Here is a 14,845-nt window from a genome sequence, read left to right on the forward strand (position 1 = left end):
TTACTGATCGCCTGATACGACACATTACGTATAGCGCTCTTCAACTAATAAAACCAAGGACTAAAATGCGTAAATAAGGCAATTGAATATGACCCAATAAATAATTGGTCTGTTTATCGAGCAGAGATTGACCTGCCTATCGAGAGGCGCCTGGCTGGGCCGTCCGATCTGCGCCCCTTCAGTACTTTCTGCCAACAATAAATCGTTGATAAATGCAACCCACAAACCACCCTAAAGCAAATGGGCTCATCGCTGTCGTGCCCCAAACCAATAACCGCAGGGGTAAAAAATAACTCATTTGATTCATAAGAGGATTGGGAGAATTTCCAATAAACGGAAGAAAAAACGGGATCATAAAGACGATGAGAAAAAACAAAAACCCAATAATGTATCCTAACGGCTTATCAAGCTTGATTTCCTCATAGTTTTCCTTGGCAAAAAAAAGAAACATGTAGACTAGGTGTCGGCTCGACATTTCCTTAATAAATAGCGCACATCAAACACAATATACTTAAAATACACCGAGTAAAAACACGCAAGTGTCATGCCTAAAAAGAAGAAGTACAGAGATACAAAGCACATCTCCAAAATATCATTTTTCCCAGTGCCGAATACTGCCCAGTGGTAGACACCGTTCAGCAGACCAAAGGTCCCAAACGCCATATAAAAAGCAACACCGACATAAACATAAAAATGTAACACCAGCCAAGCCTTCACTACGCCCCATTGTTTTCTTTTCATCAGAAGCACGTGGGTTTCCACACACCCTATCCCAGCGGCCCTTTTATGCTTTATCATATAAAGCACAGAAACGAAGTTATATATCAAGACCCCAACAAATGTTATTCCACTCAAATTTCTATACAGTGTCACATTGAAAGGGCCGGTGATAACGGGAGCGATTTTCACACCCACACTATCAAGACCGCTCATCACAGGACCTATAAAAAAATCCAACACCTTAGTCAGGGACGGAAAATAGACCCCACAAACCGCATAAAAAACAACAAGAACAGAAATACAACCACATATCGGAGCCGAATTAAACCATGGTACATTCGGATAGTCCGCAGGAACATTCCTCAAACGAAACACCATGATGACAGGCACCTCTCCCAAGTAGAAAACATAGACATCCAAAAAAATGGAGCACACTTTATTTTCGTGGCGCACCCCTTTGAAAACATACCGGCCTCTTTCGATTGTCTAATGTCTATTTTTTCTACTTAAAAATGAAAAACATCTGACACGCCTGCGCTTCATACTCAAAAAGCGTAGCCAACCCCAATCTTCAGGGTCGTCTCATCGGTCTGACTGCTTGGCTCCAACGCCACCGCAGTGCTTGAAATATTATGCGCAGAACTGATGCCATATTTGAAAGACGTGTAATCGACACCCACATTCCCATGAAGATTTTTCGTGAATGCATAATCTGCGGATAAACCGGCCTTATACAGATTGGAATCTCCAAGCCCAGCAGAAAAGCCACGAGGGCCACTCACATCAACGTCTGACGCGAACGTGCGTCCAACCAGGGCATTGGCGGTAAATACCAAACGGGAAAATGGCGAGTATTGGACAAGTGTGCCGGCGCCATACCAACTATGGGTATAGGTTTCGCCAAAATTAACGCCGCGCTGCCATTCATGCCGGCCAAGCTCGCCGTAAGGAGTGACCATGAACGCTCCATCAAGCGCAAAACCTTTTCCCCAGCGCAGACTATAGTCGGAAATGTTTGCGCTAGACTGTCCGACGGCAGAACCGTATTTCCCGCTTGACTGGAGCGTCCCCTTATACCCGGTATTTCCGTTGTTCTTACTGTACTGAAATTGAAGATAGTCGTTATCCAGCAGCACGTCCTTCATCATGGAAAAAGACAAGGCAAAACCGTGGACAGTGCCGTTTTCCGTAGCAAAGGTTCCGACAGGACTGCCAAATCGCCCTTTGGTGGTTTCCTTATAATCGACTTTCGTGGAAATGGCCTGAACGTCAAACTGATTATTCGATGCTTTTATATCATCTGTTCCGGCGAATGCCGTCGTGCACAAAGCTGCAGTGACTGCAAAAACTGCTATTTCATTAATTTTCAAAATATTTCCCTCTTTTTAAACATTCCAATAGCTAACCCGCTATCAGCAGCTCTGAATGCGCCGAGCGCTGCTCGGCCTTGATCGCCACCGAATTCAAAATGTTGTCGTTTGCACATTTGTTGGCCGCGACCAGGAAGTATCCGTCGCAAAGTTTGGTAATCGCGGGAGCGGAGCTTGGGCAAAGCGACTGACCCGGCTCGTGGTCGAGCGGGCTTTGACTGCATCTTGCCGTGCCAGACGCGCTAGCGTCAGGGCATTGATAGACAGGGACAGCCCTGACAGATGTTTGAGGTGTTCCGTGATGACGGCAACACCCGAAAGTTTGGGGATGGCGACGAGTGAGGCAATGCCACTGTCTTCACTTCCTGTGTGTTGTCGCGTTTCGGACGAAACGCTGCTCCCTGCGTTACGATCAGACATGTCAACTCAACGTTTTTAACGAAAGATGAAAGTGCATCTTGCTATTACAAGCACGACAAACCAACCCTGGACAAGCTAATACATTAAAAAGGTGCTGCAGCTAAAAACCAGACACACCAAAAACCATCATTTGACACCAACTAAAATCAGATATCAAAAGGCCACCAAAGGCTAGCACCTCTCACGAACAAGAAGAAGCATTGTTTTTATCCAGAAAACTTCGCTAATGGTCAAAAATTTCAAGTACGCTTTTGTATCAAAAACAAAATACAAGAACACCAAACGACACATTGAATGCGCTCAGCTGGCTCAATGAACCCTGGATTTCAATAGCTGCAACCCTTGTCTCGATTGAGCTACCTGGTAACGAACTCCATACAATCGACTCAACTACCTCTGCCCTGCCCCGCCCATGAAGCACTCCTGCAGACAAGAAACACCTCTTACTTTCGCCAATCCAGACTCAGTAACTTCAACCTCGTTCAGCCTCAGTTCAGCATAGCCTGCAACATCGCTTGCGTCCCGCTCAGCCATCCCGCAAAAAACGGTATTGCTGTCCTCGGAAAGTCAGTAAAAACAGCTCGGTTCCCTCCGAACTGAGTAAGGCTGTATGCTGCCCAATACATTTTTCAAAAGGAATTGAACAGTCATGACCGCACTGGATAACGCTTTTCACAGCCTGCATCAGAATGGACTGCTGGTCCTGGCCAACGTTGCCGATGCCGGCGGTGCGCGCATCGTCGAACGCCTCGGCGGCAAGGCCGTGGCCACCAGCAGCGCCGCCATGGCCTGGTCCCATGGCTACCAGGATGGCAACCAGTTGCCTCTCGACCTGCTGAGCACCACCGTCAAGTCCATGGCACGGGTGCTCAGCGTCCCGCTCACGGTGGATATCGAAGCCGGCTACTCGGATGACCTGGAGCAGGTCGGCCGGGTGATCAACGCCGTGATCGCCGCCGGGGCGGTCGGGATCAATATCGAAGACGGCCTCGGCGCTCCAGAGCTGCTGGTGCGCAAGATCGATGTGGCGAGAAAGGTGGCGAACCAGACGGGCGTCAAGCTGTTCATCAACGTACGCACCGACGTCTACCTGAAAAACCTGTTCCCCGCCGAGCAGCGTCTTGAAGAACTGCTCAAACGCGCCGCACTCTATGCCGGCGCCGGGGCGGATGGGCTGTTTGCCGCGGGCGTGGTCGATTCGAACGAAATTGCCGCCATCTGCCGGGCCACCCCACTGCCGGTCAACCTGCTGTCCCGGGACGGGCTGGCTTCCCCCGCCGAATTGCAGCGCCTGGGGGTCAGACGCCTGAGCGCGGGTTCGAGCATCGCCGAGTTCCTGCATGGCGCCATGGGCACATTGGTCCGCAGCTTCCTGGACAATGGCCAGCTCGACACCCACGCGTTGAAAGCCCATACCTACGGCGAACTGAATGCCTTGATGGCAGCGAAAACCGAGTAATCGCTGTTCCCGGACGGGGCCATCGGCCCCGTCTGCATACAAAACCTGGCTGCCCCCCTGTGAGATCGTCTGAAAAAGGCGTTGTGTTGCTTCGAAAGCCAATGTTATGTTTATAACAACGAAACACAAAATGACACAAACATAACAATCCCGGCGCGCCGATATGTCCACGGAAAAGAACAGCTTTCTTCTGTTACTGGAGCAACAGTTCTCCAGCCTGACCCCCACCGGCAAGCGCATCGCCAGCTATCTGCTGGGCAATCCGGAGCAACTGCCGTTCGAGTCGGCCGACAGCATCGCGCAGCAAGCCTCCACCACCGGGATTTCCGTGGGGCGCTTTTTGCGCTCCCTGGGCTACCGCAACCTTGATGAAGTGAAAAAAAGCCTGCGCGGCGAAGCGCCGAGCTCATGGCTGATCACTGACCGGATTGCCGCCTTTCGCGCCGAAACCAACCAGGACGACGCGCTCGACCGCTCCATGACTCGCGAGATCGAGGCCATCCAGCACGCTTATGGGCTGGCGCGCAGCGAGGCCTTTGGCAAGATCGTCCAGCGCATCCATGAAGCCGATGCGGTGTTCATCCTCGGGATCCAGTCGACCCGCGGGATTCTCACGGCGTTTCACAGCCACCTCGAATACATTCGCCCCAAGGTCTACTACGTCGACGGCCTCTCCGGCATCTACGCGGAAACCCTGAACTCCGGCTTCGCCAATCCCTACGCGATCATTGCCGACTTCCGCGCCTACTCCAGCGTGACCCAGACCTTCTGTAACGCGGCGCTGGAAAACAACCTGCCCCTGGCCCTGATCACCGACCTGCAATGCCCCTGGGCCCGGGACTACCCGCTGGATCTGTTGCAGCTGAAAACCGATGTCGGGCAGTTCTGGGACTCCCCCGCTCCGCTGGCCTGCCTGTTGAACCTGGTGGTCTCGGCCGTCGCGGAGAAGTACGGCGAGCGCCTCGATGAACGCCTGGCCAAGAACCGCCAATTGCAAAAAGCCTTCGGCCAGTTCGAAGGCTGACCCACCGCCTCTGCGAATCCCAACTGGAGTGTTTGCGTGAACAACAGCCCCCTTGTAGAGATCGATGCCCAGCGTTATCAGCTGCAAATCGACCTGATCTACGCCAGCGCGGACAACCTGGCTGGAAAAGTGATCTACCCGACTGCCCGTTGCCTGCTGCATCGTCAAGCCGCCGACTGTTTGAACAAGGCCAGCCAACGGGCGCGCCTGGCCGGATTGACCCTGCGCATCTATGACGCCTACCGCCCGCCCTACGCCCAATACCTGCTGTGGGAAGCCTTGCCGAACAACGACTACGTGCGCGACCCGCACCTGGGTTCGCACCACAGCCGTGGCGTGGCCGTGGACCTGACCCTGGTGGACGCCGATGGCGAGCCGCTGGACATGGGCACGGCCTTCGACGCCATGGAAGAGCGCTCCCATCAGTTCTACCCCGACCTACCCGCCGACGTGCAACGCAATCGCCTGCTGTTGCTGGGGATCATGCTCGGCGCCGGGTTCCAGGCGATCGATACCGAATGGTGGCATTACGAACTACCGAATGCCGACGATTACCCCCTGCTGGAGGAGGTGTAAACCACGGCCCTGAGAACCCCAATCAAACCGCAACGCCAACACTGACGAAACCACAGAGTTTCGCAGGCAACACAGCACAGCCCACTTCCGGTGCGGCTGAAAACAACAACAAGACAGCGTTACTCAGGCTTCACCTGCAACTGCCCGGTTATAGCTTTTATAAAAAACCTGACGAACTTCCATACATCGAATGATCAAGGAAACCGGCATGAACCCAACGAACACCGTGACCCGCAAACCCTTTCCCGGCACCGGCAGACTATTGCTGAGCGTTCTGTGCAGCGCCTTGAGCCTCGGCGCCTGGCAGGCCGCGACCGCGGCGGTGCCCAAGGACACCCTGGTCATCGGCAAACCCGCCGACCCGCAGACCCTCGACCCGGCCGTGACCTTTGACAACAACGACTGGACCATCACCTATCCGTCGTATCAACGCCTGGTCGGTTACAAGGTCGAGGGTGATAAAAGCAGCACCGAAGTCCAGGGCGACCTGGCCGAAAGCTGGACCGTTTCCCCGGACAACCTGGTCTGGGAATTCAAGCTCAAACCCGGCAACAAGTTCGATGACGGCGCCCCGGTGGATGCCGCCGCGGTGAAGTTTTCCTTCGATCGCCTGATGACCCTCAAGCAGGGGCCGTCCGGGGCCTTCCCCGAGGATATGGTGGTGGCGGTGGTCGATCCGCAGACCATCCGTTTCACCCTGAAGACGCCCTTTGCACCCTTCCTGTTTACCCTGGCCCACAACGGCGCCTCGATCATCAACCCCGATGTGGTGACCAAGACACCCGACGTCAATGCCTGGCTGTCCAGCCACACCGCGGGTTCCGGCCCCTTCCGCCTGAGCACCTGGCAGAAAGGCCAGTCGCTGACCCTGGAGCCGAACACCTACTTCGCCGGGCCCAAGCCCGCGCTGAAAACCGTGGTGGTCAAGATCATCGCCGAGCCTTCCGTGCGTCGCCTGCAACTGGAACACGGTGACCTGGACATCATCGAAGACATGCCCGAAGACCAGCTCGGCGCGCTGGCCAAGAAGTCCGGCGTGGTGGTCCGGGAGTTCCCGTCGCTGCGGGTGACCTACCTGTACCTGAACAACAAGAAGGGTCCGTTGGCCAGCGTCGATGCCCGTCGAGCGATTACCCAGGCGGTGGATTACAACGGCATCGTCAAAGGTATTCTCAAGGACAAGGCCAAGCTGATGAACGGGCCGATCCCGGACGGCATGTGGGCCTACGACAGTTCGTTGCCACCGATGAAACAGGACCTCGCCGCCGCCAAGGACAGCCTGGCCAAGGCCCCGCAGAAAATCACCAGCCTCAGCTACATGTACTCGGACAAGGATCCCAACTGGGAACCGATCGGCCTGACGCTGCAAGCGGCACTGGCCCCCCTGGGCATCAACCTGAAGATGGAAAAACTCGCCAACGCGACCCTGCGCGAGCGCGTCGGCCAGGCCGATTACGACATTGCCTCGGGCGCCTGGAGCCCGGACTTTGCCGACCCCTACATGTTCATGAACTTCTGGTTCGACTCGAAGATGCAGGGCCTGCAAGGCAACCGTTCGTTCTACAGCAACCCCGAAGTCGACAAGCTGATCCGCGAAGCGGCCGCCACCAGCGACACCGCCAAGCGCGTCGAGCTGTACCAGACCGCACAGAAAATGGTGCTCAAGGACAGCGTCTACGCCTACCTCTATCAGAAGAGCTACACCTTGCCGATGCGTGACTCGGTCAAAGGCTACGTGTTCAACCCGATGCTCGAACAGGTCTTCAACCTGGGCAGCATGAGCAAGTAAAGCGGCTCCCCCGCGCCGGTCGTTCGCGGCTGGCGCGGCGTCTGATTCTCGTCGTTGCTGTGACTGAGGTGCCCAATGGCCTTCCTGACTCTATTGCGCAAGCGCCTGCTCGGCCTGGTATTGGTCGTGTTCGGCGTTTCGCTGATTACCTTTGCAATTTCGCACCTGATTCCCGGGGACCCGGCCCGACTGATCGCCGGCGACCGTGCCAGCGATGCGCTGGTGGCGGGCATCCGTCACCAGTTGGGCCTGGACCTGCCGCTGTATCAACAATATGGCCGTTACCTGATGGACCTGCTGCACGGCGACCTGGGGACTTCGATCCGCACCAACCGCCCGGTCCTCGAAGACCTGCAGGCGTTCTTCCCGGCCACCCTGGAGCTGGCGCTGGTGGCGCTGGTGCTGGCGATCCTGGTGGGCGTGCCTCTGGGGGTGCTGTCGGCGGTCTATCACAACCGCGCCATTGACCAGATCGCCCGGACACTCGCGGTCACCGGTATTTCCACCCCGGCCTTCTGGCTCGGACTTGGGGCGATTGTGCTGTTCTACGGCCAGTTGGGCTGGCTGCCTGGTGGCGGCCGCTTGTCCGAGGGACTGGCACCACCACCGACCTTCAGCGGTTTCTACCTGATCGACTCACTGATTGCCGGTGACGGCGGGCTGTTTCTCGATGTGCTGCAACACCTGATTCTTCCCGCCGCGACCCTGGGTTTCGTGACCCTCGGCGTGGTCGCCCGGCAGATTCGCTCGGCAATGCTGGAGCAACTGTCCGAGGACTATATCCGCACCGCCCGCGCCTATGGCCTGTCACGCTGGACGGTGATCCTGCGCCACGCCCTGCCCAATGCTCTGATCCCCTCGGTGACCGTGCTCGGCCTGACCCTGGGTGACCTGCTCTATGGCGCCGTCCTGACCGAAACCGTATTTGCCTGGCCCGGCATGGGCGCCTATGTGGTCAAGTCGATCCAGTCGCTGGACTTCCCGGCGGTAATGGGCTTCGCGATCCTGGTGTCATTTATCTATGTACTGCTGAACATGGCCATCGATCTTTTGTACCGCGTAATCGACCCACGCATCGGCGAGGTGAATTGAAATGTCCGTGACCCTGACTGCCGCACGCGGCCCGCGCTGGGGCGAGAAACTCGCCTACCTGGCCTATCAGGTCCGCCGCAGCCCGCTGACCATGGCCGGCCTCACGATCAGCCTGATCGTCCTGCTATGCATGATCTTCGCCCCCTGGCTGGCCAGCCACGATCCCAATGCCCTGGACCTCGGCGCGCGCCTGATGCCACCGTCCGCCGAACATTGGTTCGGTACCGATGAGGTCGGCCGGGACCTGTTCAGCCGCGTTTTGTTCGGCAGCCAGCAATCGGTGGGCGTCGGCCTGTTCGTGGCCTTTGCTTCCTGTTTGATCGGTGGTTTGCTGGGCTGTTTTTCCGGGGTGATCGGCGGGCGTTTCGACGCGCTGATCATGCGCCTGATGGACATCATGCTGTCGGTGCCATCCCTGGTGCTGATCATGGCCCTGGCCGCCGCGCTGGGCGCCAGCCTGTTCAACGCCATGCTGGCGATCACCCTGGTGCGAATCCCATCCTATGTGCGGCTGGCCCGCGGCCAGGCCTTGAGCATCCGCCAGATGGGCTACGTCAAAGCCGCCCAGACCTTCGGCGCCGGGCGCTGGCATATGGTCCACTGGCACGTGGCGCGCAACGCCATGCCACCGTTGCTGGTGCAACTGAGCCTGGATATCGGCAGCGCCATTCTCATGGCCTCGGCCCTGGGCTTTATCGGCCTGGGGGCACAGCAACCGACCGCCGAATGGGGCGCGATGGTCGCCACCGGGCGCAACTACATCCTCGATAACTGGTGGTATTCGACCTTTCCCGGCCTGGCGATCCTGATCACCGCCACCGGTTTCAACCTGCTGGGCGATGGCGTGCGCGATCTGCTCGACCCACGGCAACAGGGGAAATGACCATGCCGACCTCCACCCCCGTATTGGCCATCGACAACCTGAGCCTGGAATTCCCGGCCTACAAGAACAACGTCAAGGCCTTGAATGGCGTCACGCTGCACGTCAATCCCGGCGAAATCGTCGGCGTGGTCGGCGAGTCCGGCTCGGGCAAGTCGGTCACCGCGATGCTCAGCATGCGTCTGCTGCCCGAACGCAGTTATCGCATTACCGCCGGCAGCTTGAGCATGCTTGATCGCGACATGCTGGCGGCCTCCGAGAAGGAGCTGCTGCAGATCCGCGGCCGCGATGCCGCGATGATTTTCCAGGAGCCGATGACCGCCCTGAACCCGACCCGACGCATCGGCCGGCAAATGCTCGACGTGATCATCCATCACCAGAAGATCAGCGCGGCCGAGGCCCGTCTCAAGGCCATCGCGCTGCTGCATGACATGCATATCGCCAGTCCTGAGCAAGTCCTGGAGAGCTATCCGTTCGAGCTGTCCGGCGGCATGCGCCAGCGGGTGATGATCGCGCTGGCGTTCTCCTGCGAACCGCAACTGCTGATCGCCGACGAACCGACCACCGCCCTCGACGTCACCGTACAACGCCAGGTGCTGTTGCTGCTCAGGGAGAAAGCCCGGCAGAAAGGCACCGCCATTTTGCTGATCACCCATGACATGGCCCTGGTCTCGCAGTTCTGCGATCGGGTTTATGTGATGTACACCGGAGCCGTGGTCGAGCAGGGCCTCACCGCCGATGTGATGAACAACCCGCAGCACCCTTATACCCAGGGGCTGCTCAGCGGCCTGCCCGAGATGGTCGAGCCGGGGCTGCCACTGATGACCATTCCCGGGCAAGTACCGAACCTGGCCGCCCTGCCCGTCGGCTGCACCTTCGCGGAACGCTGCGCCCACAGCATGCCGATCTGCGCCCAGCGTCCGAGCCTCAACCCAATCAACGGTAATGAGCAACGCAAAAGTGCGTGCTGGTTACCGGTCAAGGAGCTTTCGTGATGAACAGTGCCGTGATTCACGCCGTGACCGACATGGCCCCCGAGATTCTCCGGCTGGACGACGTGCGCGTACGTTTCCCGGTGAGCAACGACTGGCTGGGCCGACCACGGGGTTACGCCCACGCCCTGAACGGTATCGACCTGCAAGTCAGGGCCGGCGAAACCCTGGGTATCGTCGGCGAGTCGGGCTGCGGTAAAAGCACCCTGGCCCAACTGCTGATGGGGTTGCTGGCACCGAGCAGCGGCGCACTGAACTGGGCCGCTCGCACCGACGGCAAAGGCAGCAGCAATGTCCAGATCGTGTTCCAGGACCCGCAATCCTCTCTAGATCCGCGCCTGCCGATCTGGAAAATCATCACCGAGCCGCTGTACGCCCAGGGTCATGCACCGCGTGGGCAAATGCGTGATATCGCGGCCCGGGTCGCGGCCCAGGTGGGCATACGCCCGGAGTACCTGGACCGCTTCCCCCATCAGTTTTCCGGTGGTCAGCGCCAGCGGATCGCGATTGCCCGCGCCCTCTCATCGGACCCGGACATCATTGTCCTCGACGAACCGACCTCCGCCCTGGATATCTCGGTTCAGGCGCAGATCCTCAACCTGCTGGCGGAGCTGCAACGCGCCCGCAACCTGACCTACATCCTGATTTCCCATAACGTGTCGGTCGTGCGGCATATGGCCGACCGGGTGGCGGTGATGTACCTGGGACAGATCGTCGAACTGGGCAGCGCCGCCCAAGTGCTGGAGCAGCCACGTCACCCCTACACCCGCCTGCTGCTCGAAGCGGTGCCGCGACTCGGCGTGCCCCTACAGGCGGAACAGGTAGCGGCGCCGACCGAACTGCCGGGGAACCGGCGCCTTCCAGAGGGCTGTTTCTTTCGTGAAAGGTGCAGCTTGTGTACTGCCGGCTGTGAAAAGCCGCAGGCCTTGCTGGGAGAGGAGCCGCAGCGGGTCAGGTGCCATGTGCAAGGCTGACAGGACTTCGGTTTTCAAAATGTGACGCCGCGCGTTGAGAATGACACTAATGTTCTGTAGGCCATTCGGATTTTTCACGTCACGGACCTCTGGACACCATGAGAAAAACAACAAAGCAGCTGCTGGTTCACGAAATTGCCGACTGGCATCACCGCGGCCTGATCGATGCCGAAGCCCGCAAGCGGCTGAGCGCACCCTACGAACAACCGGGCCAGCTGTTATCCAACGTCCTGCAATGGCTGGGGATCGGCGCGGTCCTGCTGATCGGCATGGCGGTGCTGGGGGGCTTGAGCCTGTTCAGCCAGTCGGTGACGGTCGGCGCCGTGCTGTTCTTCTTTGCCGGGGTCGGCTTGTGGTGGGGCGGTGTGCGCATGGCCCGCGATCCGGCCCAGCGCACGCCGGTTACCGGTGTGGCGATCCTGACCATCGGCCTGATCCTGATCGGCGCCAGCCTGTTGCTGGGCACTTCAGATAATGACGTGGGCGAGTATGGCAATCTACCGTTGGCGCTGCTGGTCACCGCGCTGCTGAGCGCCCTCACCGCCTACCGCTATCGTCTACGCTGGCCGCTTCTCCTGGGCCTGCTGTGTGCATTCCATGGGCTGGGCGCGTGGGGCCGGTACGTCGGGCACGGCGGTTATTTTTTCGATATCCAGGACCCGCGTTCGATGGCCGTGATTGCCGCGCTGGCGGCGGTATTGGGTTTAGGCCACCAGCTGGCCGAGGAGCGCCAATTGCGCCGCTTCTGTGGGTTTGGCCGACTGTATGTGATCTTCGGGCTGCTCTACCTCAACTGCTCCCTCTGGTTTCTCAGCCTCGATGATTTAGGCAGCGACACGCGCATATGGACCCTGCTGTTTACCCTGGTAGCCATCGGGCAACTGGTGGTCGGCGCACGCTTCAAGCATCCGAGCTTTACCGGTTTCGCCGTGGTGTTCCTGGGCATCGACCTGTACACCCGCTTTTATGAGTACTCCTGGGACCGCCTGGGCATTGCAACGTTTTTCGCGGTGGCCGGGATCATCGGCCTGTTACTGGGCTGGTCATTTGAACGCATGGCCCTGCGCGTCAAGGGAGCAGCACAATGAGCCCGGATCAGCGTAATCAACAGGTGCACAACGCACTGGATCAATGGCTGCGAGACGGCCAGATCGACATCGACCAGCACGCACGCATTGGCGAGCGTTATGTACTGACGCGCTGGGACTGGCGCTCGCTGGGCCGCTGGTTCCTGACCTTTGGCGCGATCAGCCTGGCGGCGGGATTACTGCTGTTTCTGCGCGAACACCTGGAATTCACCTTGCCGAAACTGGCCGTCAGCCTGGCGCTGGTAACCCTGGGACTGTTTGTTGGCGGGCGCTGGCTGATCGGCAGGCAGCTGAAACTGTTGGGCGGCACCCTTGAGTTGCTCGGTGGTTTTGCCTTGATCGGCACCAGTTTTGTGCTGGGCATGATCTATTCGGACGGTTCGGGCAACTGGCCGGCGCTGCTGCTGGTCGATCTGCTGATACTGCTGGTCCTCAGTTACGCCCTGAACAACGTCTTGCTGTTGACCCTGTGCAGCGTGCTGTTCTTTGTCTGGTTTGGCGGGCGCAGCGGCTATCAGTCCGGCTGGGGCGCCTACTGGTTCGGCATGAACTACCCGCTACGTTTTCTCGGCGCTGCGGTCGCGTTGATCGCGGCGGGCGTGGTGCATCTGCGCGGCGAGGCCGGGTGGCTGGGACGTTATGGCGGCTTTGCCAAGGTGTGGATTTCCTGCGGTTTGTTTGTCGGCGAAATGTCCCTGTGGCTACTGTCGCTGTTTGGCAGCTACGAGCTGATCGATGGCCCCTGGCACCTGGCCGATACCGGAGAACTGGTGATGTATAACGTGCTCTGGGCGCTGGTCAGCCTGGGGATTCTGGCGCTGGGGATTCGCTTGCGTTTCGGCATGTTGGTGGGCTATGGCTCGACCTTCTTCATCATCCAGTTCTATACGCTGTTCTTCACCCAGATCGCCGAGACCCTGGGCTGGCTGATGAGTTTGCTGATAGCCGGTGGCAGCCTGCTGGCGCTGGTGATCTGGCTGGAGTCCGAGCGGCAGAAACGCCGTGGCACGGCTGCCGAGGCTTGAAGCAGATTCACCCTGCGAGAGCAAAACCCTCGCAGGGTGCCCGGCGTTACCGGATAAACGCCTGCAAGTCGCTGCCTAGAGCCCTGATCGCCACTTTAAAGTCATTGGTGGTGACGGCTTGGCTCGAATTTCTCAGGGTTTCACCAAAGACTTTACGCACCACTTTGGCCACAGTCTGGCCGCTGCTCCCATCGATCAGTTCGGCTTCGATATAAAGTTCGGTGCTCTGGTCGCGGTGGCCCGTGGCGGCAGTCACGCCGCCGACGACGGCGGCGACCGGAACGATTTCATACCAGCGCATGCCTTCGTTCGACGCCGTAACACCAGTGATGGCAGCACGCATGATCAGCGTGCGCGAACCGACAGGCGCAGATTGAGCGTTCGGTACGATCCGGTATTTCTGGCCGAGGACGCTTTTGGCGTTGTTGGTCATGTACGCCTGCAACTCTTCAAGGGTCTTGAGATTGACCCTATCGTCGGGCCGAGGTGCCGGGTAAAGATCCAGTTGCTTGAACGCGACCGTATCGTAGGCGTTCGGGTTCCAGGAGGGGATGACCCAGCGCATCGCCTTCTGGCCGCTGCTGGTAGTAACTTCCTGCAAGTTGTTGTAGTTGGACAAGAAGCCAGAGTACTGCGACTTCTCGGTGATTTTCGAGGTACAGCCACCTAGCAACAGGCTACCGAATGCAACACCTAACAGGCATTTACGGACCGTGTTCATGTGTTCCTCACTTTTGGGTTTGATTGTTCCTTCAGGCAAGCCGACCACGTCATTTGCGAATCAATGTGGCAGGAACGAGTGTAGCCACAGATTGCCGGCGCATCCCCTAAGGGCACCCTATACCCTGATATGTCGACCAGTTGCGCGCGGCGCCAGCAATAATGCTCGCCAACTGCCCGATGGCCTGCTGATGGGCCAGCACCAGGTCCTGTACCTGCGGGCCGGCCGATTGGCGGATGACACTGCTGCACGTCAGGCTGCGACGTTTCTCGCCGTCGCCGCGCAGGCTGATACTCCAGACCACATCGATCAAGGCGTACCGACCCGGCAGTGAGTCGAAACGTCGGACGTCGGTTTGCAGAAAGAGTGTCGCAAGGCCCTGGGCCTTGGGTAAGCCCGCCAGATCTCGGATACCCAGTTTGAGTTCCATCTGCCCGGCCAGGGCGTCATGGAACTCGTCGGCCAATGGCGCGCTCCAGCGCGAGGTTTCGAGGATCGTCAAGGCTCCGCTGCCCTGGCGAACAACCACTTGTGGCTGATCGACCTGGACCGGTATGCGCACGGGCAGCATCTCGAACTGGAAGGCTGGCGCGGCTACATTCGTGCGCACTGTGCTATCTGTCGCCGTCGGCACCAGCGTGTAGTAGTGGGTCGGCGCCGAGCTGCAGGCCGCCAGGCCCAAGGTGGTGAAAACGGCCAGGAAGCGACGGGTCAT

General features: G+C 58.5%; 14 protein-coding genes. 10 read left to right on the forward strand and 4 right to left on the reverse strand.

Going from position 1 to position 14,845, the window contains the following annotated elements:
• Positions 1 to 456 precede the first annotated feature (456 nt).
• Together M5B42_RS29545 and M5B42_RS29550 are read right to left on the reverse strand one after the other, a co-directional pair.
• Positions 457 to 1,098: a hypothetical protein gene (locus tag M5B42_RS29545; protein ID WP_248747807.1), complete on the reverse strand. Its 642-nt coding sequence runs from the start codon at positions 1,096 to 1,098 to the stop codon at positions 457 to 459.
• A gap of 167 nt (positions 1,099 to 1,265) precedes the next feature.
• The gene (locus M5B42_RS29550) at positions 1,266 to 2,090 is read right to left on the reverse strand and encodes a hypothetical protein (RefSeq protein WP_248747808.1); all 825 of its coding nucleotides are present in this window, start codon (positions 2,088 to 2,090) and stop codon (positions 1,266 to 1,268) included.
• Positions 2,091 to 3,159: 1,069 nt separating this feature from the next.
• On the opposite strand from M5B42_RS29550, the gene M5B42_RS29555 reads away from it, so the two are divergent.
• From M5B42_RS29555 to M5B42_RS29600, 10 genes are all read left to right on the forward strand, one after another.
• Positions 3,160 to 3,969, forward strand: a complete 810-nt coding sequence (locus M5B42_RS29555) for an isocitrate lyase/phosphoenolpyruvate mutase family protein (protein ID WP_248747809.1) — start codon at positions 3,160 to 3,162, stop codon at positions 3,967 to 3,969.
• Between the two features lie 163 nt (positions 3,970 to 4,132).
• The gene (locus M5B42_RS29560) at positions 4,133 to 4,993 is read left to right on the forward strand and encodes a MurR/RpiR family transcriptional regulator (protein ID WP_248747810.1); all 861 of its coding nucleotides are present in this window, start codon (positions 4,133 to 4,135) and stop codon (positions 4,991 to 4,993) included.
• Positions 4,994 to 5,029: 36 nt separating this feature from the next.
• Complete coding sequence (ddpX, locus tag M5B42_RS29565; protein ID WP_248747811.1) at positions 5,030 to 5,569, forward strand: D-alanyl-D-alanine dipeptidase; 540 nt, start codon at positions 5,030 to 5,032, stop codon at positions 5,567 to 5,569.
• 208 nt (positions 5,570 to 5,777) lie between these two features.
• The gene (locus M5B42_RS29570) at positions 5,778 to 7,358 is read left to right on the forward strand and encodes an ABC transporter substrate-binding protein (RefSeq protein ID WP_248747812.1); all 1,581 of its coding nucleotides are present in this window, start codon (positions 5,778 to 5,780) and stop codon (positions 7,356 to 7,358) included.
• A 75-nt stretch (positions 7,359 to 7,433) separates the two neighbouring features.
• Entirely contained in the window at positions 7,434 to 8,450 is a 1,017-nt protein-coding gene (locus M5B42_RS29575) for an ABC transporter permease (protein ID WP_103494291.1), read from the forward strand.
• A gap of 1 nt (position 8,451) precedes the next feature.
• The gene (gene ddpC, locus M5B42_RS29580; protein ID WP_103494290.1) at positions 8,452 to 9,333 is read left to right on the forward strand and encodes a D,D-dipeptide ABC transporter permease; all 882 of its coding nucleotides are present in this window, start codon (positions 8,452 to 8,454) and stop codon (positions 9,331 to 9,333) included.
• The gene (locus M5B42_RS29585; protein ID WP_248747813.1) at positions 9,330 to 10,325 is read left to right on the forward strand and encodes an ABC transporter ATP-binding protein; all 996 of its coding nucleotides are present in this window, start codon (positions 9,330 to 9,332) and stop codon (positions 10,323 to 10,325) included. The genes ddpC and M5B42_RS29585 overlap by 4 nt, the downstream gene beginning before the upstream one ends.
• Entirely contained in the window at positions 10,325 to 11,296 is a 972-nt protein-coding gene (locus tag M5B42_RS29590) for an oligopeptide/dipeptide ABC transporter ATP-binding protein (protein WP_248747814.1), read from the forward strand. The genes M5B42_RS29585 and M5B42_RS29590 overlap by 1 nt, the downstream gene beginning before the upstream one ends.
• A gap of 98 nt (positions 11,297 to 11,394) precedes the next feature.
• The gene (locus M5B42_RS29595) at positions 11,395 to 12,384 is read left to right on the forward strand and encodes a DUF2157 domain-containing protein (RefSeq protein ID WP_248747815.1); all 990 of its coding nucleotides are present in this window, start codon (positions 11,395 to 11,397) and stop codon (positions 12,382 to 12,384) included.
• Positions 12,381 to 13,409 carry a DUF2157 domain-containing protein gene (locus M5B42_RS29600; protein ID WP_103494286.1) on the forward strand — a complete coding sequence of 343 codons (1,029 nt, stop codon included), beginning with the start codon at positions 12,381 to 12,383 and terminating at the stop codon, positions 13,407 to 13,409. The genes M5B42_RS29595 and M5B42_RS29600 overlap by 4 nt, the downstream gene beginning before the upstream one ends.
• A gap of 46 nt (positions 13,410 to 13,455) precedes the next feature.
• On the opposite strand, the gene M5B42_RS29605 is transcribed toward M5B42_RS29600, so the two are convergent.
• Positions 13,456 to 14,130 carry a DUF3313 domain-containing protein gene (locus M5B42_RS29605; protein ID WP_103494285.1) on the reverse strand — a complete coding sequence of 225 codons (675 nt, stop codon included), beginning with the start codon at positions 14,128 to 14,130 and terminating at the stop codon, positions 13,456 to 13,458.
• Between the two features lie 106 nt (positions 14,131 to 14,236).
• Positions 14,237 to 14,845 (reverse strand): PqiC family protein, encoded by a 609-nt coding sequence (locus M5B42_RS29610; RefSeq protein ID WP_248747816.1) that lies wholly within the window; start codon positions 14,843 to 14,845, stop codon positions 14,237 to 14,239.

The organism is Pseudomonas sp. MWU12-2037, assembly GCF_023242345.1.
In the GTDB taxonomy this organism is placed as follows: domain Bacteria; phylum Pseudomonadota; class Gammaproteobacteria; order Pseudomonadales; family Pseudomonadaceae; genus Aquipseudomonas; species Aquipseudomonas gingeri_D.